Origin of the sequence: Shewanella japonica (assembly GCF_002075795.1) — a bacterium.
GTDB lineage: Bacteria > Pseudomonadota > Gammaproteobacteria > Enterobacterales > Shewanellaceae > Shewanella > Shewanella japonica.
Window position 1 is genome coordinate 4072891 of sequence record NZ_CP020472.1, and the last position, 24677, is coordinate 4097567.

General features: G+C 41.8%; 21 protein-coding genes. 10 read left to right on the forward strand and 11 right to left on the reverse strand.

Features of this window, described 5'->3' with window-relative positions; genetic code table 11:
• Nucleotides 1–56: 56 nt before the first annotated feature.
• Nucleotides 57–2693 (forward strand): aminopeptidase N, encoded by a 2637-nt coding sequence (pepN, locus tag SJ2017_RS17460; protein ID WP_080916648.1) that lies wholly within the window; start codon nt 57–59, stop codon nt 2691–2693.
• Nucleotides 2694–2845: 152 nt separating this feature from the next.
• On the opposite strand, the gene ftsZ is transcribed toward pepN, so the two are convergent.
• The 3 genes from ftsZ to SJ2017_RS17475 all read right to left on the reverse strand — a co-directional run bounded on the left by ftsZ (nt 2846) and on the right by SJ2017_RS17475 (nt 6373).
• Nucleotides 2846–4039, reverse strand: coding sequence for a cell division protein FtsZ (gene ftsZ, locus SJ2017_RS17465; protein ID WP_080916649.1), 1194 nt, complete (start codon nt 4037–4039; stop codon nt 2846–2848).
• Nucleotides 4040–4091: 52 nt separating this feature from the next.
• Complete coding sequence (locus SJ2017_RS17470; protein ID WP_080916651.1) at nt 4092–5099, reverse strand: helix-turn-helix transcriptional regulator; 1008 nt, start codon at nt 5097–5099, stop codon at nt 4092–4094.
• Nucleotides 5100–5242: 143 nt separating this feature from the next.
• Nucleotides 5243–6373, reverse strand: coding sequence for an endonuclease/exonuclease/phosphatase family protein (locus tag SJ2017_RS17475; protein ID WP_156003338.1), 1131 nt, complete (start codon nt 6371–6373; stop codon nt 5243–5245).
• A gap of 278 nt (nt 6374–6651) precedes the next feature.
• Between SJ2017_RS17475 and SJ2017_RS17480 the strand changes: the two genes are divergently transcribed.
• The 5 genes from SJ2017_RS17480 (at nt 6652) to SJ2017_RS17495 (ending at nt 10694) form a co-directional block, all read left to right on the forward strand.
• Nucleotides 6652–8031 carry a DUF4397 domain-containing protein gene (locus SJ2017_RS17480; RefSeq protein WP_080916652.1) on the forward strand — a complete coding sequence of 460 codons (1380 nt, stop codon included), beginning with the start codon at nt 6652–6654 and terminating at the stop codon, nt 8029–8031.
• 151 nt (nt 8032–8182) lie between these two features.
• Nucleotides 8183–8833 carry a CIA30 family protein gene (locus tag SJ2017_RS17485; RefSeq protein WP_080916654.1) on the forward strand — a complete coding sequence of 217 codons (651 nt, stop codon included), beginning with the start codon at nt 8183–8185 and terminating at the stop codon, nt 8831–8833.
• A 99-nt stretch (nt 8834–8932) separates the two neighbouring features.
• Nucleotides 8933–9541: an HAD family hydrolase gene (locus SJ2017_RS17490; RefSeq protein ID WP_080916655.1), complete on the forward strand. Its 609-nt coding sequence runs from the start codon at nt 8933–8935 to the stop codon at nt 9539–9541.
• A 408-nt stretch (nt 9542–9949) separates the two neighbouring features.
• Nucleotides 9950–10090, forward strand: coding sequence for a hypothetical protein (locus tag SJ2017_RS21520; protein ID WP_156003341.1), 141 nt, complete (start codon nt 9950–9952; stop codon nt 10088–10090).
• Nucleotides 10091–10478: 388 nt separating this feature from the next.
• Nucleotides 10479–10694, forward strand: a complete 216-nt coding sequence (locus tag SJ2017_RS17495; protein ID WP_055025103.1) for a TIGR02450 family Trp-rich protein — start codon at nt 10479–10481, stop codon at nt 10692–10694.
• A 48-nt stretch (nt 10695–10742) separates the two neighbouring features.
• Here SJ2017_RS17495 and SJ2017_RS17500 read toward each other — a convergent pair whose 3' ends face one another.
• The 5 genes from SJ2017_RS17500 to SJ2017_RS17520 all read right to left on the reverse strand — a co-directional run bounded on the left by SJ2017_RS17500 (nt 10743) and on the right by SJ2017_RS17520 (nt 14084).
• Nucleotides 10743–11648 carry a J domain-containing protein gene (locus SJ2017_RS17500; RefSeq protein WP_080916656.1) on the reverse strand — a complete coding sequence of 302 codons (906 nt, stop codon included), beginning with the start codon at nt 11646–11648 and terminating at the stop codon, nt 10743–10745.
• A 624-nt stretch (nt 11649–12272) separates the two neighbouring features.
• Complete coding sequence (locus tag SJ2017_RS17505; protein ID WP_080916657.1) at nt 12273–12578, reverse strand: DUF1330 domain-containing protein; 306 nt, start codon at nt 12576–12578, stop codon at nt 12273–12275.
• A gap of 78 nt (nt 12579–12656) precedes the next feature.
• Entirely contained in the window at nt 12657–13331 is a 675-nt protein-coding gene (locus SJ2017_RS17510) for a nitroreductase family protein (RefSeq protein ID WP_055025100.1), read from the reverse strand.
• 88 nt (nt 13332–13419) lie between these two features.
• Nucleotides 13420–13584: a YbaM family protein gene (locus SJ2017_RS17515; protein ID WP_080916659.1), complete on the reverse strand. Its 165-nt coding sequence runs from the start codon at nt 13582–13584 to the stop codon at nt 13420–13422.
• A 125-nt stretch (nt 13585–13709) separates the two neighbouring features.
• Nucleotides 13710–14084, reverse strand: coding sequence for a PH domain-containing protein (locus tag SJ2017_RS17520; RefSeq protein ID WP_080916660.1), 375 nt, complete (start codon nt 14082–14084; stop codon nt 13710–13712).
• A gap of 201 nt (nt 14085–14285) precedes the next feature.
• Here SJ2017_RS17520 and SJ2017_RS17525 point away from each other — a divergent pair, with 201 nt between their 5' ends.
• A complete protein-coding gene (locus tag SJ2017_RS17525) occupies nt 14286–14996 on the forward strand; it encodes an NAD-dependent epimerase/dehydratase family protein (RefSeq protein WP_080916662.1) in 711 nt (236 codons plus the stop codon).
• A 664-nt stretch (nt 14997–15660) separates the two neighbouring features.
• Here SJ2017_RS17525 and cydC read toward each other — a convergent pair.
• Both cydC and cydD read right to left on the reverse strand, forming a co-directional pair.
• Nucleotides 15661–17439: a heme ABC transporter ATP-binding protein/permease CydC gene (gene cydC / locus SJ2017_RS17530; RefSeq protein WP_080916664.1), complete on the reverse strand. Its 1779-nt coding sequence runs from the start codon at nt 17437–17439 to the stop codon at nt 15661–15663.
• The gene (gene cydD / locus SJ2017_RS17535) at nt 17439–19274 is read right to left on the reverse strand and encodes a heme ABC transporter permease/ATP-binding protein CydD (protein ID WP_080916666.1); all 1836 of its coding nucleotides are present in this window, start codon (nt 19272–19274) and stop codon (nt 17439–17441) included. Before cydD ends, cydC begins: the two co-directional genes overlap by 1 nt.
• Nucleotides 19275–19610: 336 nt before the next feature.
• On the opposite strand from cydD, the gene SJ2017_RS17540 reads away from it, so the two are divergent.
• On the forward strand, nt 19611–20492 hold the full coding sequence (locus SJ2017_RS17540; protein ID WP_080916668.1) for a GGDEF domain-containing protein: 882 nt from the start codon (nt 19611–19613) through the stop codon (nt 20490–20492).
• Nucleotides 20493–20548: 56 nt separating this feature from the next.
• Here SJ2017_RS17540 and SJ2017_RS17545 read toward each other — a convergent pair whose 3' ends face one another.
• Nucleotides 20549–21616 (reverse strand): DUF3626 domain-containing protein, encoded by a 1068-nt coding sequence (locus SJ2017_RS17545; RefSeq protein WP_080916670.1) that lies wholly within the window; start codon nt 21614–21616, stop codon nt 20549–20551.
• A gap of 295 nt (nt 21617–21911) precedes the next feature.
• Here SJ2017_RS17545 and SJ2017_RS17550 point away from each other — a divergent pair, with 295 nt between their 5' ends.
• A complete protein-coding gene (locus SJ2017_RS17550; protein WP_080916672.1) occupies nt 21912–23348 on the forward strand; it encodes a DEAD/DEAH box helicase in 1437 nt (478 codons plus the stop codon).
• Nucleotides 23349–23555: 207 nt separating this feature from the next.
• Nucleotides 23556–24335 carry a hypothetical protein gene (locus tag SJ2017_RS17555; protein ID WP_080916673.1) on the forward strand — a complete coding sequence of 260 codons (780 nt, stop codon included), beginning with the start codon at nt 23556–23558 and terminating at the stop codon, nt 24333–24335.
• The last annotated feature ends 342 nt before the right edge of the window (nt 24336–24677 follow it).

Sequence of the window (24677 nt, forward strand, 5' to 3'; positions counted from 1 at the left end):
TGAGTCGGCTTTTTTATAACTGTGAATATAACAATAATAAATTTAGGGAAGAAAAAGTGAAATTGTTTAAGTCGTCAATCGTCGCGCTAACTTGTGCCGGCCTGTTTGCTTGCTCAAGTACATCCAATATCGGTCTTACTGAGCGAGATGGCAGTGCTAATATTAGTCAGCAACAAGCGATGGCTCGCTCAACTATCATTTCTGAAGTCAACTACCAACTGCAATTTACATTAACTAGCGACACTCATTTTAATGCAAATACAACAGTAGACTTTATCCTCAGCAATAATAAAGAGCCGCTTACACTGGACTTAAACAAAGCCAACGTCAGTAAATTTGTGGTGAATGGCAAAGCAATCTACCCCAACTACAATGATGCTTACCTCACCATTAACCCTCAGCTATTAAGTACGGGGCGCAATACCATTGAAGTGGAATATAGCCGAGAACACAGCACCAACGGTGAAGGCTTACACCGTTTTGTTGACCCTGTAGATAACAAAGTTTATCTCTATTCACACTTTGAACCAGCAGCAGCTCAACAAATGTTTGCCGTATTTGACCAACCAGACTTAAAAGCCACCTATAAGATTAGCGTCACAGCGCCTAAAGATTGGCATGTCATTAGTACCATGCGTGAAACACAAATCGACGAACAAGCAGATAGCAATGTTTGGACTTTCCCAGTTACCCCTAAATTAAGCCCATATAACTTTTCTATGCACGCAGGGCCTTACCATGTTTGGGAAGATAATAGTGGCAAATACCCGATGCGATTATTTGCTAGGCAGTCTGTCGCCGAGCAAGTCACCGCGAAGGACTGGTTTACCTACACTAAGCAAGGCCTAACCTTTTTTGATGACTACTTTGGCATCGAATACCCTTTCAAAAAATATGACCAATTATTAGTGCCAGACTTTTTATATGGTGCAATGGAGAATGCAGCAGCAGTCACCTTTGCAGAAAACCGATTCATGTATAAAGACACGATGACAGCAGCGCAAAAGCAGCGACTTGCTGGGGTTATTATGCATGAAATGGCTCACCAATGGTTTGGTGATTTAGTCACGATGAAATGGTGGAATGGCTTATGGTTAAATGAAAGCTTTGCATCATTTATGGGTACCTTAGCAACCAGTGAAGCCACTGAGTTTACCCATGCATGGCGTACATTTTACGCCCATGGAAAACAAAGCGCTTATCGTCAAGATAGCTTAGTGACGACTCACCCAATAGAAGTCCCAGTCCCCACCAGCATGAATGCATTTGATAATATTGATGCAATTACCTATTACAAAGGGGCGTCAACACTAAAGCAATTACATCACTTACTGGGTGAGGACACTTTTCAGCAAGGGGTTCAGCAGTACCTAGAAAAATACAGTTACCAAAATGCTGAACTCGATGACTTTATTGGCAGCTTGGCACAAGCCAGTAACCGAGATTTATCTCAATGGACTCAAGCGTGGCTATATCAAGCTGGTGTTAACACACTTGAAGCAGATTTTCGTTGTGAAAATGGCCGCATAAGCCAATTCAATTTACTGCAAACCGCGCCAAGCAACGAGCTACCAACTTTACGAGAGCAACGAGTTCAAGTCGCCCTATTTAATGTTAGTCGTTATTCTGTCCACTCAGGTCCTAAAGTTGCCGTGACTTATAAAGGTGAGAAAACTGCAGTGCCAGAGCTTATTGGTAAGCACTGTCCTAATTTGGTTTACCCAAACTTTGATGATTGGGGCTACGTTAAAGTGACTCTCGATGAGCAGTCATTTCAAACCGCTAAAGAGCAGCTAAGTAAAGTCAACGATCCGCTGCTTAGGTCAATGTTATGGCAGAGCATGTGGGATAGTGTTGCTGATGGAAAAGCGTCTTTAAAACAATTTATCAATGTTGCACTGGTTAATGCCCCTAAGGAGCAGGATTACACTATTTTAGGGCAAGTTATCGGCAACTTGAAACAAGCGCAACGATACCTGAACAGTATGGCGCCGAATCATCAAGCCTATGCACAAAAAGTTAACCGCGCGCTGAGCCAAATGAGCTTACGTATGGCTATGCAGCATCATGATAACCCTGACTTCCAACGTCGCTGGTTTGATAGTTATATCGCCATGGCGAACAGTCGTGACGCATTAGATCATTTAGCCGATCTTCTTAGCGGCCATAGTGCGATTAGAGGCTTGAATATTAACCAAGATCTACGCTGGAAAATCATTATCCAACTTAACCGTTATGATTACCCAAATAGTGCCAAACTACTTGCAAGAGAGAAACAAGCAGACAGTTCTGATAGCGGCCAAAAATCTGCAATAGCGGCAGAAGTCAGTCGGCCACAAGCGCAAATAAAGCGCCAATGGCTGCACAATATTGAACACGATACAGACATGCCTTTCTCTAAGTTACGGGTAGCGATGAATTATTTATACCCAAGTGAACAAAAGCTACTCAGTGCAGCAACGGCAGAAGAGCGCTTAGCCAATATTGCAGAAACAGATAAAAAGGGCCCGGTATTTATGCGGGCTTACAATCGCGCGTTAATCCCAACAGCTTGCAACAATGCCAATATTGCAGCCATCAACCGAGTATTAGATACCGAAACGGGCTTATCTCAAATGACGCGTCGCGCACTACTTGAGGCACGCCAAAAAGAACAAGGCTGCGTGAAAATCAGTGAAATGCTAAATCAATAAGTTATTATTTAAATCGCTAACATATCAAATGCCGTTTCTTCATAGAAACGGCATTGTTTTATTAAGGCGATGCCTTCTTGTAATCTATGGCAATAAACCATTAAAGCCATTCAAACCATTGTCTTGTCATTTATTACTGACTCAAAAAATAGCTAAGCTGCACCATCATTAAGGCATCGCTTAAAAACCCTGTTTGGGGAGCGACGGGTTATCGTCGGGGTATCAAACTCAGAAGATGAATATGATGTCGTTTGAGGATTTTGTGATTTTTCGGCTAAAAAATCATGTAGGTTCAATAATTCTGATTGGCCGAATCTCTCATCAGTATTACTTGCTACTGTATCTCCTATTCCACTTGCCGCTTCCTTTTCCTCTTTATTTGCCTCTTTGTCTCCAATACCTGTTGCAATCACCATTAACTCAAGCTCAGATTCAAGTTCAGGGACAATGGTCAGCCCAATAATGACCACCGCTTTATCAGCTAACGCTTGTTGTAATATTTCACCTATTTTATGGTACTGACTAAGCTCGATTTGCTCTGTAGCCATGACACTGACAATGGCACCTTTTGCAGAAGTTAAATCAATATCTTCCAATAATGGATTTTTCAGCGACTTATTGATGGTGTGCTGTAACTCTTCATCAGCAGCTTGCCTTGCCACCCCCATCGCCGCGCGGCCTCGATGGCTAACCACGGTAATAAAATCATTTAAATCGATATTAATCAGTCCAGACTGACTAATAATGGTCGTTAATCCCGCTAATACATCCTGCAAAATTCGATTACTTTCGAAAAAAGCATTCACTAAAGTAATCTTTTTATCCAAGGTTTTAGCAAGCTTATCATTAGGCAACACAATCACTGCCGATGCGTGCTGCATCAAATTATCTATGCCTTCTTTTGCCAGTTGGTTTCGTTGCAGCCCCTCAAAGCTAAATGGCGTGGTAACCACAGCAACCAAAGGCTTATTTAATTCTGCTGCTAAGGAGGCAATAAAAGGAACCGCACCCGTTCCTGTTCCGCCTCCCATACCACCGGTGATGAAAATGACATCAGCTTGCTGGATATGCTCTCTTAATTGTTCTTCAGACTCTTGCGCCGCTGCATATCCCTTTTGAGGATCGGCGCCGGCACCCAAACCTTTTGTCACTTCGGTGCCGATTTGTAGGCGTGAGCTGCACGCAGATACGGCCAGTGATTGCGCATCGGTATTCACAGCAATCAGCACAACATTGTCACTTAATGAAGACTGGCTTAATTGATTAATGGTATTGCATCCACAACCTCCAACGCCAAAAACGGCAATACAAGGGGCTTGGGGATGTTTAGGCTTAATATCTAACATAAGTCACTCTCCTTACGATGTTATCAATAGCCTAACCTCAAGGTGCGACAAACTAAGTCGTAACGTTTTGATACTGCCTAGACATTTTATTAATTAAACGGGCAAAGTGATCCCTGAGCCTTTCTGGAGCAATAACTTCAACGTTGTCAGCCATCTCCCATAAGAAAGCTCTTAGTCTTGGCGTATCACTCACACTGGCATTTACCTTATATTGTCCACTTGATAAGTACTCAATGGTTTGGTTTTCGCTGAGTTTAGATTGATGGAAGATGAAATTAGCTTTTGGCGATACGTGTAACTCTATATCAATTAACGTCGATGAATTATCAATACCAGTTCGAGCAATATCAAAATCATCTCGAGTAATTGCTGGCGTCTCAAGCAGACGAATATCTCTTAATTGCTCGATAGACTGAACATAGCGTTTTTCATGAGCAGACCCAACAGTAAAAGCCAGTAAAGCGACCCCCTCTGAAATAGTGATACCTTCGGGGTTTATCGGTTCGTAGTTAATCCAATAACTTTGACCTTTAATCATTTTTTGAATTTGGCAAGCCAGCTGGCGCTTATGCAGTAATGCATACTGAACCGTCTCAAACGCTTTTGGATCTTGCTCTGTGTAAATAAGCGGAAAGGGCTTGGGTAACTGAGCAACCCGGCATGCCCAATACAACCATGGATTATTTGGATCGCTCGCCAACACTTGATCAGCCCGTTCAAAATATGGCGTTAGCTGTTTTAAACTTTGCGGAGGCAATAACTGACTGGCACTGTGCTTGAGCGTATGAAATGCGAGCGCCATATGTTGATCCATCAAAGTCAGGTTTAGCCCACGCCAGCAAGCTGCAATTGACCAACCAAATGGTTTATTGCGATCGTCCAATTCAAGACCAAATAACCCCATGTCACACATTGCTTTCAGTTCGCGCTGCACAGTTCTTAAACCGACATCAAAATCTCGGCTATTGAGCCTGTCTGTCAACTCATTCGCCGTTATACGCCTAGGGTGATTAGGTATTTGTTCGAGCATGGCAAGTTGCCGCTGAATATTGGTCTGCATAAAGCATCATCTCCATTTCTAGAGTATTTAGCTTAATACTAACCTGCGACAAAATCTGTCGCAGCAAAATATTTTTATTTAAAAATAAATAAGTTACTTATAGAAATAGATGAGAATAAACAGGTTGTATTGGACAAGCTGAGTTAGCTTCGCAATGTGAAAGTCATCATAATAGGCGCATGATCTGTGCTGTCACTGTCCCGCTCGTATTCAGGTCTCACAAGGTGACGATCATGGGTTTGATAATCACTGACTTCGGCAAGGTTTTTAGGATGGCTAGCATCGAATTCACATGAAGCCAAAATATAATCTAATACTGAACCAGTATTCCCAAAATAGTGAGTTGCTTGGCGTGCATATTTAAGAGGGTCTACAGGTGGTAAAACATCTTCTGCAATATCGGAATCTTCATCATGCAAACCTGACTCATACTCATCCTGCGCTAAAGTAGCATTCAATTTTTTTCTGGTCTGAAACAGCTCATATGTATCGAACAAACTAAACTCAGCAAAAGCGTCAGCTAACATTTTATCGTTCAATAATCTCAAGCTAGGATCGATAATATCATTACGAAATACCCGCTTACCGTTCGCTCTAAAAGCCTCTAATGCTGTGCTTTGCAACGTGTCATTAAAGTCACCCATTAATATTACTGGCAGCTGAGTTTCAGTGCGCTGCTTGGTGATTTCATTAAACAATAAAGCCGCTTCACTCCCACGTTGCATATTAGACGCCCAACTACCAAGTGCTTGGCGAGCCATTAAATCGGCGCCACCTTGCATACCTGACTCGGCCAGAGTATCGACTCCCATGCCACTGCGTTTAGATTTTAAATGCACCACATAACACTCGCACTCACCAAACTCAGCTAATGCAATTTTTGCCCGTAAAGGTTTACGACTAAAGCTAAAGTCATTAGCAATCCCCATAAGCGGAAACAAGGTTGCATCAGGTGTCACTAATGCGGATTCAATAATGGGATATTTGGATGCAATCGCCACCACAGGGCTTTGATAAACATAATCACTGATTAAACTAGGCTCATCTAAAGCGGTAAAATATTGATACCCTAATGGTGCCAATAACGCTTTTAATGCATCCGGACTAAACACTTCCTGAAAACCAATAATGTCGGGTTGATGCGCAGCTAAATAATCGCAAATCCAACCGCATTTTTTCTGCCATTGTTGATGAGAATAGATATTTTCAAAGTCATAATACGCTGATGGCGGTTCAATAAAATTAAATAAATTAAACGAAACCACTTTAAACATTGGTGATTTTTTTGCTCATTGTTACTGCTTTTTTGAGTCACGAAAAATGCCTTAAGAACCCTATTCTACTTACAGATTAAAACTAAAAAGATCGAGTGTCGATGATAATTATGCTTCCATGCAGCATGGTCTTACTTATCTCAACTGAACAATTTCAGCAGAAAAAAATGATCCTAAATTAGCAATTGCCGTATTACCCCTCGAAATCAGCGCCTGAATTCAGCAATCAAACAGAAATTAAATAGCTCGTTTAAGAAACACATTTTGAGGAAAGAACGATGAAAAGGATCTACTCTCTTGCACTATGCTTTTCACTGATTGGTTTAACTGCTTGTTCAGATGATGACGATGATACGATCACAGCAGCTGATTCCGAAGCTCCAGTTGTTACCTATGCAGACATTCGTGTAATCCACGCTGGCAGTGATGCGCCAATGGTCAATGTCACCGCAGACGGCGCGACGTTACTCAGTGACGTAGACTATGCAATGTCTAGCGGCTTGTTAGAAGTCGCCACCAACACCTATGCAATCGCAGTTGACGCACAACTTGCTGACGGCACAACGCTTACAGTACTTGAAGCAGAACTTGCAGTGGCTGAAGATATGGAATATACCGCCGTTGCTCTGGGTAAGGTAAGTGACGAAACCTTAATGCTCAAACTCATTGCAAATGAAGAGTCTGACATCACTGCTGATAACGCTCGGGTACAAGTGTTACATGCAACACCAAGCGTAGGACTTGTTGATATATATGTGACAGAACCAATGGCCGATATCACCATGATGGATCCTACCCTGTCAGCCAACTACATGGACAACAGCGATCAATTAGAAGTCCCCACAAGCGACTACCAAATTAGAATTACTCCAGCAGGAGACAAAACGGTTGTTTTCGACTCAGGAACGGTCAATTTAGCTGCTGGAATGGATTACTTTATCTCTGCTATTCCAAATGAATGGTCAGGAGACTCACCAGTCGCCCTACTTGTTGCACTACCAGAAGGGCAAGTCCTTCTGAATGACGTTAATAGTGGTAGCGATATTCGTGTCGTACATGCAGTAGCTGATGCCCCCGCTGTAGATGTTTTCTTAGACGGCAGCACAACACCAGCTATTGATATGCTGTCATTTGGTAATTTCGCAGGCTACGTCAATATTCCAGAAGGCATGCACACTGTGACGGTAGCAGCAGATGCTGACAATTCGGTCGAAGTGATTAAAGATGCAGCTGTCGATCTGATGCAAGGCGCCAGCTATTCAGTCCTCGCTGTTGGCTCTCTTGCTGACAATGATATTAGCCCATGGGCTTTTGCAGAGCACACTCGACGTATTGCCACTGAAGCAAGACTAAATGTTATTCACGCATCTTATTCTGCTGGTAATGTTGATGTCTACCTAACACCAACAGCCGATATCAGTGATGCTGATCCAGCGCTAACAGATGTGCCATTTAAAGCAGCATCAGGCAGTTTAAGTGTTGCACCAGGTGATTACACCGTAAGTGTAACAGTAACAGGAACCAAAACCGTCGCCATAGGCCCACTTGCCGTATCATTAGCAGGAAATGGGTTATACAGCGTAGCTGCCGTTGATGCAGAAAATGACACTTCAATGTTCTCTGTCATTTTAATGGACGACTTTGTTACCGAAGAATAGGCACCCAACACTGAAATGACTTTTCATTACTAATCTCCGTCCGACCCTTTTGCGGCTTATCTTTCACCCGAGATAAGTCGCTCTTTTATCCTGTTTTTACGTGTTGCTTTACACTCATCAATGTTGTCCGATTAAGCAAAAGGAGCCAGATATGATAGGCTTGTCCATAAAATCAAACCAACATTTTACCTCGTCAGGTGGCTTATTTGCACTTGTTGTTAAATGCTTGTTTGCTATAGCCGTTTACGGTTTTTTACTCTCCAGCTTTGGGAGCCGTGCCATGGAAATACAGTTTGCCTCTTCAGATAAATTAACCCCCGCAAGGATAAGCAATGACTCTGTCATGGGCGGCATATCCTCTAGCCAAATTGAAATTAACCATAGTGCCACGACAAAAGCCGATATTAACTCCTCAGGCCATGTGCACTTTAGCGGTCAAGTGTCTTTAGAAAACAATGGCGGCTTTGCCTCAATGGAGTATCAAATCACTTCATCCATTCCCGCAACAAAACAAGTCAAATTAACGGTACTGGGCGACGGGAAGCAGTATCAGCTAAGATTTAAAACCTCGGAGCTTTCATTTGGCGAAGCCTATGTAGCCAACTTTGAAACCACAAAGGGCCAAGTCACCGAGCATTTATTTAGCCAGACCGATTTTGCTGCCCAATTTCGTGGAAGAAGTATAAACGCACCAACAATCGAATTTAATAACGTTAATCGAGTGGGATTTTTGATTGCGAATAAACAAGCTGGTGCATTCTCATTACAGCTAGACAGTATTGAATTTGAAGAGCATGATTAATAGGTGCTTCTATGCTGTGCGAGTTAGCACCAATATGTGCTAAAAAATCAGCTGAGGTCACTTTATAAAGTGAATGTAAAGTAGGAATAAGGACCACTAATGAGCCCATTAACAGGTATTCAGGGTGTTATATTTGATTTAGATGGCACATTAGTAGAGTCGGAGCTTAACTTTACCCATATAAAACAAGAGTTAGCATGCCCGCTTAATATCGATATCTTAGATTTTATTGATGCATTACCAACTCATATTGAAAGACAACGAGCACACGATATCATCATTCAACATGAAACCAATGATGCTCTAAATGCTAAAGCCTTACCCAATATGCACCCATTACTCAACACCCTTAAAGCCTTGTCATTGCCTTGTGCCATAGTCACTCGAAACAGCAAAGCAGCCACAGCCACTAAACTTACCCAAAATAATATTGATATTGATTTAGTCTTAACCCGAGAATGTTATCCTGCAAAACCCGCTCCCGATGCGCTACTGGCGATAGCTAAACAATGGCAATTACCCGCTAAGACGATCATTTATGTAGGTGATTATCTCTATGATATTCAAGCGGCTAAAAATGCTGGCATGACATCTGTTTTTATCAATCATCATAAGCAACCCGATTATCAAACACAGGCTGATGTCATCGTCAATAATCTCGCCCAATTACAACAGGCAATACAAGCTTCGAACCCTTCATCAACCTAAAAAAGCGAATGAGACCATTATTTTCGATAAATGCATTTCAACGAAAGGAATATTTTAACGAAGAGGCCTTGCCTAACTTAGTGTACATACCCATTTAAACTAACCACTCAAATGACAATTCAAATCAAAAACAACCAAAAATAAAGCCCACCATACGCAGTAACATTGCCAACCAATGCGTTAAAAAACACCAGACTCTTAACAAAACTGATTCGAGATTGTTAAGTTTTACCTCGTAAACGCCAAAATTAGAGTAATAACTTTAAGTTTTGATGGTTTATTAATCTGTTCTTGCTAATATTCGCGCCCCTTAATCAGCTAGCCACTGAAAATTAATTTTTCGTTAGTTGATATCAAGTGACCTATAGATGTCACTTAATCCCATTGTAATGACTAAGAGGTAAACAAATGAGCGAAGTAGAAGTGTTTCTTGACATGTTGTGGAGCGAGAGTGGAGCGATGGTGTTAGGAATGATTGGTTTTTATGCACTTTGCTTATCAATCGTTTGCCTAGTATGCGATAACATGAAACAGCCTACTGCTGAATAAACCAACGCTTTATTTAACAAGCGAAATTAAACACGTAGCTAGCCTTTTGCTAAGCTACGTGTTGTTATTTTCCCCATGAATCATGACTTAACTGCAGTCAAAGTAGGTAAGATCCTAAAGCCCTCAACACTCACCATCTGGCTTGGTTGCTAGTGACGCATTTATCCATTTCAACAAAATGCCCAATATCATTTCCCTTTGCACTGAGTTCAGCATTCACGAATAAGAAATATTGAACCTCATAAGTGGTTTTCAGCATTCTTAACTAAAGCGTTAACTAAAGAGTTAATCGCAGCCATTGGGCAATGAACTTTATTAGAAATGTCTACGTATGAAGTTAATATGCCTAGCAAATTACTGTCCTTAGCATTAACTATTAAGGAAAATGATGAACCCTTTACACCCTAAAAAGCTATTACACAGCAAGTGGACTAAAGTAAATGTCACCCAAAAACTTAAACACTTTTCGGTGATTAAGGTGAGTAAGGATGAAGATCAGAATGTCACAGAGTGCATTATTCGCGCTGAAATGAATGCACAAGAGTTTTCTATTAATTGGCGAGATTTAAAGGACAATCGTCAATGGCTCCAAGGTTGGAAGTAAGCGCTGAAAATAAGCCCTGTAAATAAGCCTAACCAGTGTTTATGCACCTTAAAAAGCAACAATGGAAACACTCACAAGCAAGCATAGACTCACCACGATGACGGCAACGCCTTTACATACTCTTCTTTTTGTTACGCTCAAAAGGGGCTCATTTAGCTTTGTTGCACTTTTTGCCCTTGGTGTTACCTGAGACAAGCGATGTTCGCCTTCAATCTGTGTAGATATGTCTTCTGTTGACGCTTGGGAAGAGATCGGCGAAGTCCCCCCCTCTTTTTGAGTCGTTTTTCTGCGTCGATGATGACTCGAATCGAAGTCATTTTGATTATGCTTAAAAATAGATTCAGTTAAATCAATGACTTCATTTTCAATGTTGACCTCTATCCCTTGTAGCTTAAATAACTCATCGACAGTCACTTTTTCTGACACACTCGTTGCACTAAGTAAGCCTTCAGCCAACGGTTTGATATTTTGCTCCTCATCAAAGAAGCGTCGTATATATTGGGCACACATGATGTATGCCAAGCGTTCCGCCTCTTCAAAACGCTGACTTTCAATTAAGTAAGCCTTAAAAGAAATTGCTAATACCATAGACAAACCAGAGAGATTATCAAAAAGCTCTTGTAATTGAGGGTATTGCTCAACCCGTTCAGTCCATTGAGCCATGTGGTCGCCATCAACTTCAAACTCATAGTCCATATCAGGCACATCGACTAACAGATCAGAAGATTTATTCTGCTGATAGTGTTGCCATAATTCATCGTAGGCACGGCGTTTGGTAACGGACTTTAGGATGTCATAGGACACTGCAATGTTGGCAAGTTTGACATCGGTATCAGCATATTCACTTTGATAATCGTCAGAATGATAAAATAAATATAAGCTTTCGTAGGCTGCTGATATTTCCTCAGCATCTGCATCTTGGCTTATTCCCAACGTCAAATATAAGTTTTCCATGAGCCCTAGGCAATGTGATATTCTTCTGCGCCATACTAATCAGCACAGTAAAGTCATTTACAGTTAATCGATATAGGGTTTACTCGCTAATTTATCGTGAACGACATTAAGAAGCTGCGCTAAAAACCCATCACCCAAAACTATAGCGACCACCACTATAAATAACCGTTGCCCAGCTCTAAAAAACCATCAAAAATCAAATAAATAATTGTAAAAACAATTCATTAACTCATATACCACTTTATTTATCGCCATCAAATTATTGAATAGAATGACGTATAAAAAATGGGTTTTGTTAACCAAAAACGTTAGAAGTCGCGGCTTATAGAAATTATTGAATACAAGCTATTCCAAAGATAACAAAAACAAAGGAAGGACAAATACACAGTCATAAGACTTGGTATTAACGCATAGATATCAGCACATTGAAGTGAGCGCCTGAAGTGAGTCGAAAGTGATTAGTGACTGATGCTAGATAACTTATGTAAGAATTAAAATGTGTAAGATGTAAAAGGTGCAAGGTTTAAAATGGTAAGTCGACATCATTAGCAAGAAATAAAACACGTCATTATCACCTGCATAATGCCATAGCAGATCATTTATCCTATCAATACGTAATCTTCATCATAGCGTCGTTTCGTGTAAACCAATCACAGTAGCATGAGACACTGAATACATAAAGTGACGCTGTTTTACAACTAAGTACTCAGGATCATTAAAAAATGTGTCCATTACCGTCTGCGAGGGAAACTCGATGGTAAATACCCTATTAATATGATGTTCCGTTTTACTTTTTAGCACTTTTGAGACTTCAAAATCGTAACCGAAACTGCCACCATAACGCGTCAAAATCGGCATCATAGCTTCTCGATAACGCTGATACTCAGCGGTATCACTCACATGCAACCCCATTATTCGCTGAAACCCCATGTTTGCTCTCCTGTAAACGTTAATATTTGATGCTTATGATCGCCTTTAATGGGCCTGTGAACAGGCCCATTAAGTGAATTAATCAATAAAATCACTTATCTCAGGCAAACTTTTCTTATCAAGAGCATGTTGTGGCACCGTGGCATTTTCATCAGGATAGCCAGCAACAATCAACATATATGGTCGTTCATTATCGTTATCTCGACCGCACACTTTACTTAAAAATGACATAGGTTTAGGAGTATGCGTTAAAGTACCAAGGCCTGCATTGTGCAACGCTTGCAGTAAAAAACCAGTCGCAATACCAACCGATTCATGCACATAGTAATTTTGCTTCTGCTCGCCATTATCCTCGCTACGTTTTTTAGTAAAAACGGCAATCAACCAAGGAGCTGTTTCAAGGTAAGGCTTGCTGGCATTGGTACCTAATGGCTTTAAATTATCTAGCCATTCCTCGCCACCTCGCCCTGCATAAAATGCTTGTTCGATGGCTTCTGCTTGCTCACGAATTTGTGCTTTCACTTCAGGGTTACTGATAGCGACAAAATGCCAAGGTTGATGATTCGCACCATTTGGCGCTGTCCCTGCAGCTAAAATACATTGTTCGATAATCGCTTGTGGCACAGGTCTATCAGAAAATTTTCGAATAGAATGACGACGTTTCACATTTTGATAATTGGACTTAGCCCGCTCAAGCATTTCATCTTGAGGGTATTCGATAAAGTCTGTTAATGGCAGGTGCGCTTCAGTCATAAATGTTCCTTATTATTTTAGTTCGATCTTGCTTAATCACACTTGGCTTATTGCTACTCACATACTCCTAAGCCATACGACACACAAACTATTGCTTCTCTAACTTCTTTTTAAAATCATCTAACGTAATTTGTAATGCTTCAATTGCGGTCACTGTATCTATATTGTTTTCTTCAAGTAATTGAATCAAATCGACTGCAAGTTGAATCGATTTAGGTGCGTCATTTAATGATGCGTGCTGTTTGTCGGTCATTATTTACAAAGCCATCCGATATTAATGCAGTGTCATGTCACTGCGTTTCCTAGCAAGCAATTGTTGAAACGCCCAAACTAGGTAAGCGACATAACTGTCATTTTACTAAAAGTAGTGAACAGGCATTACAATGAAAAGTTGGCAATTGCCTTTTGAATTCCCACAACATCCGTTCCTTTTTTAAGCTCTTTTACTATCGGGTGTTCAGTACCAGAGATATAAATTTTTAACTCAGCATCCATGTCGAATGTACCAGCAGTTTCAACAATAAAATGAGTCATATATTTATATGGAACAGAGTGATAACTGACTTTTTTGCCAGTCATGCCTTGCTTATCAATTAAAATCAAACGCTTGTCGGTAAATACAAACATGTCACGGATTAATTTGTAGCCCATATGAACAGATTCATTATCAGCTAAAATCGGTGACAGCTCTTGCTGAAGTGTTGTTAAATCCATTTCAGATGAATTACCTAAAATCGCATCAAAAAGTCCCATTATGTTCTCCTTGGGGGTAGCTGAAACCAGCAACTAAAATAGTGCGGTATCTGAGATTAATACACAAGTTAAACGCGCCTTTTGACTAATTCAAGTTAGATATCACCAATATTCAAACAACATCTAGTTTATCAATGGAAGCTATTAAAAATTAAAACCTGTTAAAATAAGTCTTACGCGATTACATGATCTGGGAATAAAATGAACGCTGTCATCATTGGCGCAACAGGATTAATTGGTCAGCAGCTATTACAAGAGCTACTGGCTAATGATGCTTATAAGCAAGTGGTTGTGATTGGCCGTCGTCGGCCCACTATCAACACCACTCAACAAGGCGCTGCTAAGTTGTGCTTTATGCAAGCCCAGTTAGATCAAATACCTACACTTAGTTTACCCGTAAAAATTGACCATGCTTTTTGCTGTTTAGGTACCACGATGAAGCAAGCTGGTAGTCAGGCTAACTTCATAAAAGTTGATTACCAAGCTGTACTCGATTTTGGCAGATTGGTTGTGGCCCATCAAAGTGATAATGGCACAGCGTTATTCGTTGTTACCGCACTGAATGCTAATCCCAATTCAAAGGTATTTTATAATCGTATTAAAGGTGAAATACAGCGTGATTTAGCGCTACTACCTATAACCAGCATTCACTATTTTCAGCCAAGTTTGTTAATAGGGAGTCGTGCAGACAAGCGTACTTTAGAAGATATTGGCCAGAAGTTTTTTGCTATTGCATCAGGGGTATTTATTGGCCCCTTAGCCAAGTACAAACCCATTACAGGGAAACTTGTGGCAGACAACATGTTGGCTGTTGCTGTTAAATCAAATACTGAGTTAGTAAGTGAGCCATCGTTAGAGACTAAAGCTGTAAGGATTATTGATAATAAGCAGATGCATCAAATGGTGAACTGAATCCGTCATTCTCAATAAACTGGCTTCCACCAAGGTTTATTTTACTATTTTTAAAATAAAATCTACGTCGTGGCGCTTCGCCCACACCCGAGCAAGAAGGGTGAAACTGCTCACCCCTCTTGCATCTCCCCCGCAGCCCCGGCGAAATTTTCTGGAAAGCGAAAGATTTCCAACGGGGGATTATTCAGCTTTGAACTTCGTTTTTAGCCTTCTTCGGCAAGCTAAAAAATAACTTCCTAAGGATTAGAAGAAACCAATTAACCTGCAGGCTCAATATTCCCCATTGAAATTGCTGAAATGCGTTGAAGACTCTTTATTTAAAGTAATAGCGAAAGCCTGACAGGACGTCAGGCTAGCTTTAGTTGGCCATGGATGGCCTATCTAAAGTGTTAGCTATTTTCGAATAAGCATGAGGCTTGCTCGCTTTTAAGAGCAATTTCGTAGGGGCGGCAAGGGATGTCGAGAAGGGAAATGCTGTTGTTTCCCTTTCGTCGGGTGTGGGCGAAGCGCCACGACGTTGAACTTTATCCAACCTAACTTGAGCTGAAGCTAAAAAACGCTAACCGCTTGGTTGTTACCCAAATCGATTAGCGTTTTTTATTGCCATTAACCTTTCAAAAAGTGCTTTCCAACAGCTTCTTAAACGATAACAAGAACAGTCCTATTACGCTTCTTTGCCTAAATGCTGATACAAGCGCTGATAATCAGTATTATCTGACATTAACTGTTGATGACTGCCACTGGCTTTGATTTTGCCGTTTTCCATCATATGAATACAATCCATTTCAGCCATGGCAGTTAAACGGTGACTGATCATCAACATGGTTTTACCTTTAGCTAAGGCAAATAACAGTCGTAATATTTCGCGTTCGGTGCGCTTATCAAGTCCTTCTGTTGGCTCATCAAGTAGCAAGATTGGCGCGTCACGTAATAAGGCTCTAGCGACCCCAATACGGCGCTGCTCTCCGCCTGATAACTGTCTGCCGCCTTCACCAATCCAGCTATCTAGGCCAATCTCTTCACCTCGATCGGTAACCGTTTTAGAGGTTAATAAGGTTTCAAGTCCAACCTGCTTCAGTACCTCAGTTAAACGTTCATCATTCGCACGCCTTTTTTGACCTGGGACATGGGGTAAGGCAATCGAGAGGTTATCTCTCACTGTGCCCGCAAATAAATGAATGCGTTGACTGACGACAGTCATAGATGCTCGCAGTGTGGCCTCATCATATTCAGCAATATCTAGACCGCCTAAGGAAATTTGCCCTTGCTGCGGCTGCCACTCACGTGTGATCAAGCTTAATAAACTCGACTTGCCACAGCCTGTTGCGCCCAATAACGCGACTTTACTCCCTTGAGGTATGTGCAGGTTGAGTGCCGACAATACTGGGCTGTTTGCTTGATAACCAAACTGAATATCGTTAAGAATAAGCTCACTTTGTGGTAACTGGCCAACATCTCCGAACCTAATATCTGCAGTTTGCTCAGTCACTTCAGAGATCCGTTTTGCCGCTAATACACAACCAGATAAGTGTTGAAATGCGCCAGCAATCGGCATCATCATTTCAATGGTCGCCATGGTGGCAAACACCATCATAGCCATTAATGGGCCTGGCGGTACGCTTTCACCCACACCTTGACCAGCAAGATACATCATCATCACCACAGCTGCGCCATTGACCATAATCAATAAGGCTTGGCTCAAACCAGTAATATGCGCCATTGCAGCTTGGCTATTGAAGAGCGCTAGCTCTGCTTGATGTAGCTTTTCACGGTAGCGAGCATTGGCCGAAAACAGCGTCAACTCTGCCTGACCTTGAATCACATCAAGCACCAGCACCCGAAAACGGCGCTTATTATCAACAACCGCTTCACCGGGTTTTCTACCCAAACGATAGAACACTAACGGTAAAATTAACCATGCAGCCAATAACCAAACCGTTAAACTGATAGCGAGTGTGGCATCAAACCAAGCGATAAAGGCATATAGTGCACCGACCGTCAACAATGATGCAGACATTGGTACTAATAATCGCAAGTATAAATGATCCAAAGTATCGATATCGGCCACTAACCGATTAAGCATATCCCCTTGCCTCAAACCTTGTAGGTTGCTAGCACTTAATGGGAATAGCTTTTTCCAAGACCATACACGTAACTCGGTGAGTAATTTAAAGGTCGCTTCATGTGTTGCTAATCGTTCACCATATCGGCTTGCTGTGCGGGCGATAGATAAAAAACGTACACCACCAGCGGGGGTAAAAAAGTTAAACGCTAACGCCGTGGCCGCCGTTAAGCCCGCTATCGCAGTCGCCGATAAAAACCAGCCCGATAATGACAAGAGGCCGATGCCTGCAATAATCGTAGTGCAAGTGAGAAAAAGGCCAATCAGCATCATGAACCACTGACGCTTAAACAGCTTAATGAAAGGCAATAATGACTTCATTACGCGCCCTCCTTTTCATTATCAGCAGGCTCTGAAAGACTGAGCAAAACATCATTATCATCTTGCTGTTGCATACTGCTGAATAACCCACTGTGTTGGCTAAGTTCTGCATAATGCCCCTGCTGAACCAGCGAGCCATTATCAATCACTAAAATATTGTCCATATGTTGTAATTGCTCTAAGCGGTGCGTCACCATAATACAAGTTTGCGATGTCATCGCATCGCTCAGGGCACTTGATACTAACTGCTCGCTATGGCTATCTAAGCTTGCTGTTGGCTCATCAAGCAAGAATAAGCTTGCGGGTTGAGCTAAGGCTCTAGCCAGTGCAATACGTTGCGCTTGCCCAACTGAAACCCCTGATGCTTGATCGCTAATGATGGTATCGAGCCCTTGTTGCTGACTGGAGACAAACTCTGCAATATTGGCTTTTTCCAACAACCCCATCACTTGATTGTCGTTCAACTCTGGATTTGCTAGGCACACATTGTCACGGATTGAACCATGAAATAGCTGAGGATCTTGCCCAAGCCAAGCAAGATGCGTTCGCCATTGCTGCTTATCTATCACACTCAATTCAACGCCATTAACATTGAGTGAGCCTTTGTAAGGTAAAAAACCGAGCAACGCATTCAATAAACTGGTTTTTCCAGCTCCGCTTGGGCCAACAACAGCAACTTTTTGACCCGATTGGATCTCAAATGAAATTGGGCCGAGTAGCCGCTCTCCCGACAAGGTAAGCACCTCAAAGTCTGTGGCTGTGATAGCGGTTTTTGATAACGACACTTGATGGTGCTGTGCGGTTTGCTCACTAAACTTACCATCAACTTGCTTCAACGGGTTGGGGTGTTCAAGCAATTCAACTAACGCCTCTGCCGCCCCAATAGCCTGAGCTTTGGCATGATAATGAGTCCCTAAATCACGTAATGGTTGAAAAAACTCTGGGGCTAATATCAAAATAAACAAGCCGGTGAACAGGCTAATTCCTGCGCCGTAATGACCGAAGTTAAGATGATCTAAATAACTAAAGCCAAAATACACAGCTAATACTGCAATAGATAATGCCGCAAAAAACTCCAACACCGCCGAACTTAAAAAAGCCATTCGCAGTACAGACATGGTTCGTTGTCTAAAGTCCTCTGACGCGGCTTCAATTTTATTCACTTCCGTATCGCCACGGTGGAACAATTTAAGGGTACTTAACCCTTTTAACCGATCCATAAAATGGCCACTTAAACGAGATAGCGCGCTGAAATTTTTACGGTTAGCATCAGCAGCGCCCATTCCCACCAAAATCATAAACATAGGAATTAATGGCGCTGTTGCAAATAAAATAACCCCAGCAGCCCAGTTCATCGGAAATACTGACACCAAGATAATCAGTGGAATAAAACCTGCGAGCATCATTTGCGGTAAGTAGCGGGCGTAAAAGTCATGTAAGTCTTCTACCTGCTCTAGCACAATACTGGCCCAAGCCCCAGCAGGTTTCCCTTTGATAAATGCTGGGCCTAAATCTGTGAGCTTGTTTAAAACCGCCTCACGAATATCTCGACGTAATCGCTTACCAGCCTCAAAACTCAATCGCTCACGAGCATATGCAAGTCCAGCTCGCACTAAAATGAGTACAACCAGTGCGATAAATTGATTAGTGAATTGACTCATTGGCGCTTCAAGCATGATCACACCGTGTAAAACATGAGCCAACAAATAGGCTTGTATTACTATTGCGACACCGTTTAGTGCCCCAGTAAAAATGCTGAGTTTCAAGAATATGCCACAAGATGACTTTTGCTTTTTAAGCCATTGGCCGAGAGATTTTTCTAGATTTTTATCCATTTTATTCCTGAAAATGACAGCACTAATGAGGAAAATTGCCGCAGTATCGCAAGCTAACGGCCGAGATAACAGCCGTTTACAGAGAAGTGTTAACTGATTCACACATTGCTAATAAACACTGTGTTAATGATGAACTATAATTCTAAGCCATAGTCGTTATTAGCACAGTAAAAATAAGCTAAATATTTGTTCATCTTTGCCGTTAATATTAGTGCGATTTGAACCCTAATTGGAGAGGAAAAGTATATCCCCCTTCAATTATTGCCATGATGAAAACGATATAACCTATGTTGCCAGTCCACTTTCTTCTAATAGGGATAAAGAAGGTACATTAATATGGATGTTGATCTTTTAGTACGCAGAGCGCACGCCTTTAATCACTTATTTGACGCCGTCATAATTACAGATGCCGCTGGATTCATTATCGATTGGAATGATGGCGCACAGGATTTGTATGGTTACGCTAAAAAAGACATTATTGAGAAACCCATTGCCCAACTGCTTCTGCAAGAAGATAGCACCACGATGACAGAGTTGGTCAATAATGCGTTAGAGCAACATGGCAAATGGTCCGGTGAATTGCGGTTTTTACATCAAGACGGCTCAATTGGCTGGCAAGCGTCAACTTGTGTGCCTTTATTTGATGACAACCAGATGTTTATTGGCGCATTGATCGTCAATCGTGACATCACTCAACGCGTCAATCAGTCGCAGCAGCAACTGAACCAAGCCTGCTATGATCAACTCACTTCGCTACCTAACCGCTATTTATTAATGGATCGAGTGCAGCAATCTATCGAGCGTTGCAAACGCACACGAACTCGATTCAGCCTGTTATACATTGACTTAGATGAATTTAAAAAAGTGAATGATGCTGTTGGCCACCTGCAAGCTGACAAAGTGTTAGTAGAGATCACTTCAAGGTTACAACTGGTCATTAGAGAATCAGATACGTTAGCCAGAATTGGGGCTGATGAATTCTTATTATTACTTGAAGATGTTACTGACAATAACGATATTTCTCAGATGGCAGAGGTATTAATTGCAACGCTTGACACCCCATTTATCCTGAATGACCAATCATTATTTCTCAACTGCAGTGTCGGCATCGCCACCTATCCAGATTCAGGTGAAGATTTTGATAAACTTATCAAAGCAGCTGATTTCGCTATGTATAAATCTAAACGTCAAGGAGGAGCAACATACCGCTTTGGCTAACACTCTGACTCTGATAATAGCCGAAACTCAATCATAGAAATGGGCTTAATTACCCATTATATTTTAGGTGGTTTAGCACCAAATTTAACCAATACATGCCACATCAATTTTAGCTGTTGTAGCCGCTGTGCCTGCTTACCACGTTCACTCCATGCAACTGGGGTTTCGGTTAATACTTGCGCAGCACGGCCAATCACTTCTGCATTAATCTTATTATCACGGGCTATTACCTTAGCCAATTCAGGCATAGTCGCTCCACGAAAATCAATGGGTACTTGCGCCACCTCAAGTTGGTAACCTGGGTGCCAAAGCAGCTCAATATCATATTCATCGCAAAGCAATTGCATTACATCGCCAGTATCTGTTGCTTTAAAGCTTGGATCCGCCACCAAATAAGCAATATCGTCATCTAAAGAAACATCACCATGAATCTGCGCTTCGATGTAATGATCCAAATTAGCCGATGCGGGTCTTAAAAAGCGCCTCTGAATCCCGAGTGGTAATTGCTGCTTAACATGATCCACAATATCTGCAGGCTTAATGTTATTAACACCTAACGCATATTGACGCTCAAAACATTCACTCAATAACGCAGCCAACACCACTTCAAAATTCGCTAATGTGCCTTTTTCCTTAGGTAAGCGATATGAATCCATATAACTAAAAGTGCAGCGAGACAGTAATTGCGCATGTGTAAGAAAATAGCAACTACCAAATCGAGGCGCTGGTCCCATAGGGCACAAACCAATATCTAACGCACCATATTTGGGTCGCTGTTTCACGCCTGAGTAACACTGGCCAAAAAGCTGATTCTCCCAATGATCACGCGGTCCACCTAGTTCAGGCGATAACTGACCATTGGATATATGCGTTTCAAATTGGCTTTTATACACCCCACCTTTAAGCAGTCCTGCAGCGACGGATATACCTCGGCTATCAAGACGATCTGGGTGAAAGTGAAGTGCTACTCGGCCATGCTGATGTAACGAGTGCATAGCCTGTTGCACATCGAATGTAGGAATATTCGACATTAACAACACATTTTTAATCACTGAGCTCGAATGCTCACGAAGGCTGGCAATGGTGCTTTCGATATGGGATTGTGCTGCTGATTTTCGATTCATACCTGCACCTCCCTTGCATTTGATGTCGTTGACAATGATGAGAAACAACCTGCTAAGTTATTGTATTTCATTGTATGTAAAATAATCTGCTTTAGCACTTAAGATTAAAACTAATTCATTAAAAAATAGGCTGAAAACCCCATAATCGAATATTTACCTATAAGCGACAATAAAAGAAGAATATTTAATCGATTTAATGGCGCTCTAGCAGTGTTTCAGGTAAGCTTCACGGCCGCCATTTAGTGGCACCCCATTTAGTCAAAGCAACATCAGTGTTGCCCAAAGAGATCATTCTATGAGTTTTGCCTCACTAGGCTTAAGTACAGCAATTTTAAAAGCTGTTGAAAAACAAGGTTACGACACTCCATCTGCAATTCAAGAGCAAGCTATTCCAGCCGTATTAGAAGGCAAAGATGTCATGGCTGCTGCGCAAACGGGGACAGGTAAAACCGCTGGATTTACCTTACCTTTGTTAGAATTACTCTCTAAAGGCCAACGAGCAAAGCGCGGCCAAGTTCGTGCTTTAGTGCTTACTCCAACACGCGAACTGGCAGCCCAAGTTGCTGAAAGCGTCTCAACATATGGCACTAACTTACCGCTAAAATCGGCCGTGGTGTTTGGTGGCGTATCCATTAACCCTCAAATCTCAACACTAAGAAACGGTGTTGATATTTTAGTAGCCACCCCAGGTCGTTTATTGGATTTATGCCAACAAAAAGCGTTGAGCTTTAGCCAACTTGAAGTACTGATTTTAGATGAAGCTGACCGCATGCTAGACATGGGCTTTATCCGAGACATTAAAAAAGTATTGGCCATGTTGCCAAAGCAACGTCAAAACTTAATGTTCTCAGCAACCTTTTCTGATGAAATTCGTGAACTTGCTAAAGGCTTAGTTAACAACCCAGTTGAAATCTCAGTGACCCCACGCAACGCCACAGCCAACACGGTTGAACAATGTGTTTACGCAGTCGATAAAAGCCGTAAAGCTCGTATTCTAACTAAGCTAATTAAAGAAAATGATTGGCATCAAGTGTTAGTGTTTTCACGTACGAAACACGGCGCTAACCGTTTAGCTAAAAACCTCGATGCCGAAGGTATTAATGCCGTTGCTATTCACGGTAACAAAAGCCAAGGCGCGAGAACAAAAGCCCTAGCCGATTTTAAAGCAGGCAAAGCACAAGTCATGGTTGCAACTGATATTGCAGCACGTGGTATCGATATCGATCAATTGCCATTTGTGGTGAACTTTGATTTGCCGAATGTACCAGAGGATTACGTTCATCGTATCGGTCGTACAGGTCGTGCGGGTGCAACAGGCTTAGCTGTATCACTTGTGAGTGACGAAGAGGTGAAGTTACTCCATGACATTGAAAGGCTCATCAAGCGTACTGTTGAACGTAAGCTCATTGAAGGTTACGAAGCTTGTCACGATTTACCTGAAGCAAGTTTAAAAGGCGGACATCGCACAGCGAATCATAAGAAGCCAAACCCAAATCGCCGTAAGCATGCCAACCAAGCTGACAAACCAAAGCAAGGGCAAAAACAAGGACAACGTCCTGCGCCAAAAGGCAATACAGATAAGCCAAGTCAGCGCCAACGCGCCCGTGCTCGAGCTGAAGCTGAAACAGCTCAAGCTGAAGGCACTAAAAAGCCACAAAGAAGACGCCAAGGTCGTAATGACCAAACGGCAACTCAAGGCAAAGTCGACCCTTACGCGAATGCTAGGCGCTAGATGTTAGTGCATTAGACGTTAAACATTTAACTTAATCAGTCACTAACACCTTGTCTTAAAGGCATGAAAATAACCCTTTCATGCCTTTTTTATTTGCCTGTTCCAGCGTTTGATTCATAAGCTTCCCCCTCAATAAAGTTGCCAGATTAACGCTCTTCGTCCATCATAATTAATGATAAATTAAACAATTTCATTCATGGAAGATTTATGAAACATACAGGTTTATTCATTGTGGTATTGCTTTTAGCAATAGGCAGCCTATTTGTTGGCTTACAAATGGGTAAAAGTCAGCTGAATCAAGTTCAAACAAAGCCACCTACCGCGCATAATAGCGATGAAGACGCTGAGCAAAATAATTCAGCTTCGGTAGCAAAAGTGATTGATTCTAGCTCAATTGATTTGGTTACGGAGCTAAAACAAGAAATCGAGCACCTGAAACAACAACTCGATGAAAAAAATACGCTTATTGATTCAATGAATGCCTCACTTGGCTTATTAGAGCAGCAAGTTGAACTTGCCTATAATGAGATCGATGAAGCAGGACAAGCGACATCTCCTTTTCACCAAGAACCTGACGCCATCACTGCCGAGCAAGCCAGTGTATGGGTACCTGCAGCCTATGCCGATATCGTCTCCTCGCAACAAGGGGAAATGGTTTCCTTATTTAAACGCCATCATCAAGCAGAAATCGATCCCAATTGGGCGAGTGAAAGAGAGCAAGCCTTGTTAGATTCTTTTGCTTTAAGTGAATATGCCGATATGGTGAACATCAGTGCAGTAAATTGTAAAACCACCACTTGCGAAATAAGAGGTATTGAACTGAAACCCAATGGTTGGATGCTCGCAAGTCAACAACTGCAAGGAAGTGAACTCGGCAATAATGTGAGTTCTTGGTCTTACCTTGCCAGTGCTAATGACGGTGAAACTCTGATTTATATGCTCTCAGAAGCTAAAGAAGCAGGCAGCGAAGGCGAGCAATCACAATAAAATATACCCACGTTGAATTAAACAAGCCTAGTCTCTTGAACAATAAGGGCTTAGCTCGTTGAAATCAGACTAAAGCCCAATATAAAAAACCAATTAAAACCAATAACCTCCACTCAACTTGATTTGAAACCTTATGGTCAAAACCACTCTCATGGCGCTGATGACTAACTCACTCAACGTTGCTTCAATCATGATCCAATAAAACGTCATTGACGTACAAACAAGTGAATTGAGCAATGCTCAACAGATGACAGCAAAGCTGTGAGTGATTTTGATGCCGTTTTACTACTAAGTTAAATACCCAATTCAAGTAAAATTAACCATACCGCCATCTTAGTACGT

Coding starts and splice junctions, on each gene's coding strand:
- SJ2017_RS17510 (WP_055025100.1), bottom strand. CDS start 13,331: ATGACTGAAGCGCACCTGCCATTAACAGACTTTATCGAATACCCTCAA.
- SJ2017_RS17470 (WP_080916651.1), bottom strand. CDS start 5,099: ATGCAGACCAATATTCAGCGGCAACTTGCCATGCTCGAACAAATACCT.
- SJ2017_RS21520 (WP_156003341.1), top strand. CDS start 9,950: ATGAGCGAAGTAGAAGTGTTTCTTGACATGTTGTGGAGCGAGAGTGGA.
- SJ2017_RS17505 (WP_080916657.1), bottom strand. CDS start 12,578: ATGGGGTTTCAGCGAATAATGGGGTTGCATGTGAGTGATACCGCTGAG.
- SJ2017_RS17550 (WP_080916672.1), top strand. CDS start 21,912: ATGAGTTTTGCCTCACTAGGCTTAAGTACAGCAATTTTAAAAGCTGTT.
- ftsZ (WP_080916649.1), bottom strand. CDS start 4,039: ATGTTAGATATTAAGCCTAAACATCCCCAAGCCCCTTGTATTGCCGTT.
- SJ2017_RS17490 (WP_080916655.1), top strand. CDS start 8,933: ATGAGCCCATTAACAGGTATTCAGGGTGTTATATTTGATTTAGATGGC.
- SJ2017_RS17555 (WP_080916673.1), top strand. CDS start 23,556: ATGAAACATACAGGTTTATTCATTGTGGTATTGCTTTTAGCAATAGGC.
- SJ2017_RS17480 (WP_080916652.1), top strand. CDS start 6,652: ATGAAAAGGATCTACTCTCTTGCACTATGCTTTTCACTGATTGGTTTA.
- SJ2017_RS17520 (WP_080916660.1), bottom strand. CDS start 14,084: ATGGGACTTTTTGATGCGATTTTAGGTAATTCATCTGAAATGGATTTA.
- SJ2017_RS17545 (WP_080916670.1), bottom strand. CDS start 21,616: ATGAATCGAAAATCAGCAGCACAATCCCATATCGAAAGCACCATTGCC.
- SJ2017_RS17500 (WP_080916656.1), bottom strand. CDS start 11,648: ATGGAAAACTTATATTTGACGTTGGGAATAAGCCAAGATGCAGATGCT.
- SJ2017_RS17525 (WP_080916662.1), top strand. CDS start 14,286: ATGAACGCTGTCATCATTGGCGCAACAGGATTAATTGGTCAGCAGCTA.
- SJ2017_RS17540 (WP_080916668.1), top strand. CDS start 19,611: ATGGATGTTGATCTTTTAGTACGCAGAGCGCACGCCTTTAATCACTTA.
- cydD (WP_080916666.1), bottom strand. CDS start 19,274: ATGGATAAAAATCTAGAAAAATCTCTCGGCCAATGGCTTAAAAAGCAA.
- SJ2017_RS17485 (WP_080916654.1), top strand. CDS start 8,183: ATGATAGGCTTGTCCATAAAATCAAACCAACATTTTACCTCGTCAGGT.
- cydC (WP_080916664.1), bottom strand. CDS start 17,439: ATGAAGTCATTATTGCCTTTCATTAAGCTGTTTAAGCGTCAGTGGTTC.
- SJ2017_RS17515 (WP_080916659.1), bottom strand. CDS start 13,584: ATGACCGACAAACAGCACGCATCATTAAATGACGCACCTAAATCGATT.
- SJ2017_RS17495 (WP_055025103.1), top strand. CDS start 10,479: ATGAACCCTTTACACCCTAAAAAGCTATTACACAGCAAGTGGACTAAA.
- SJ2017_RS17475 (WP_156003338.1), bottom strand. CDS start 6,373: ATGTTTAAAGTGGTTTCGTTTAATTTATTTAATTTTATTGAACCGCCA.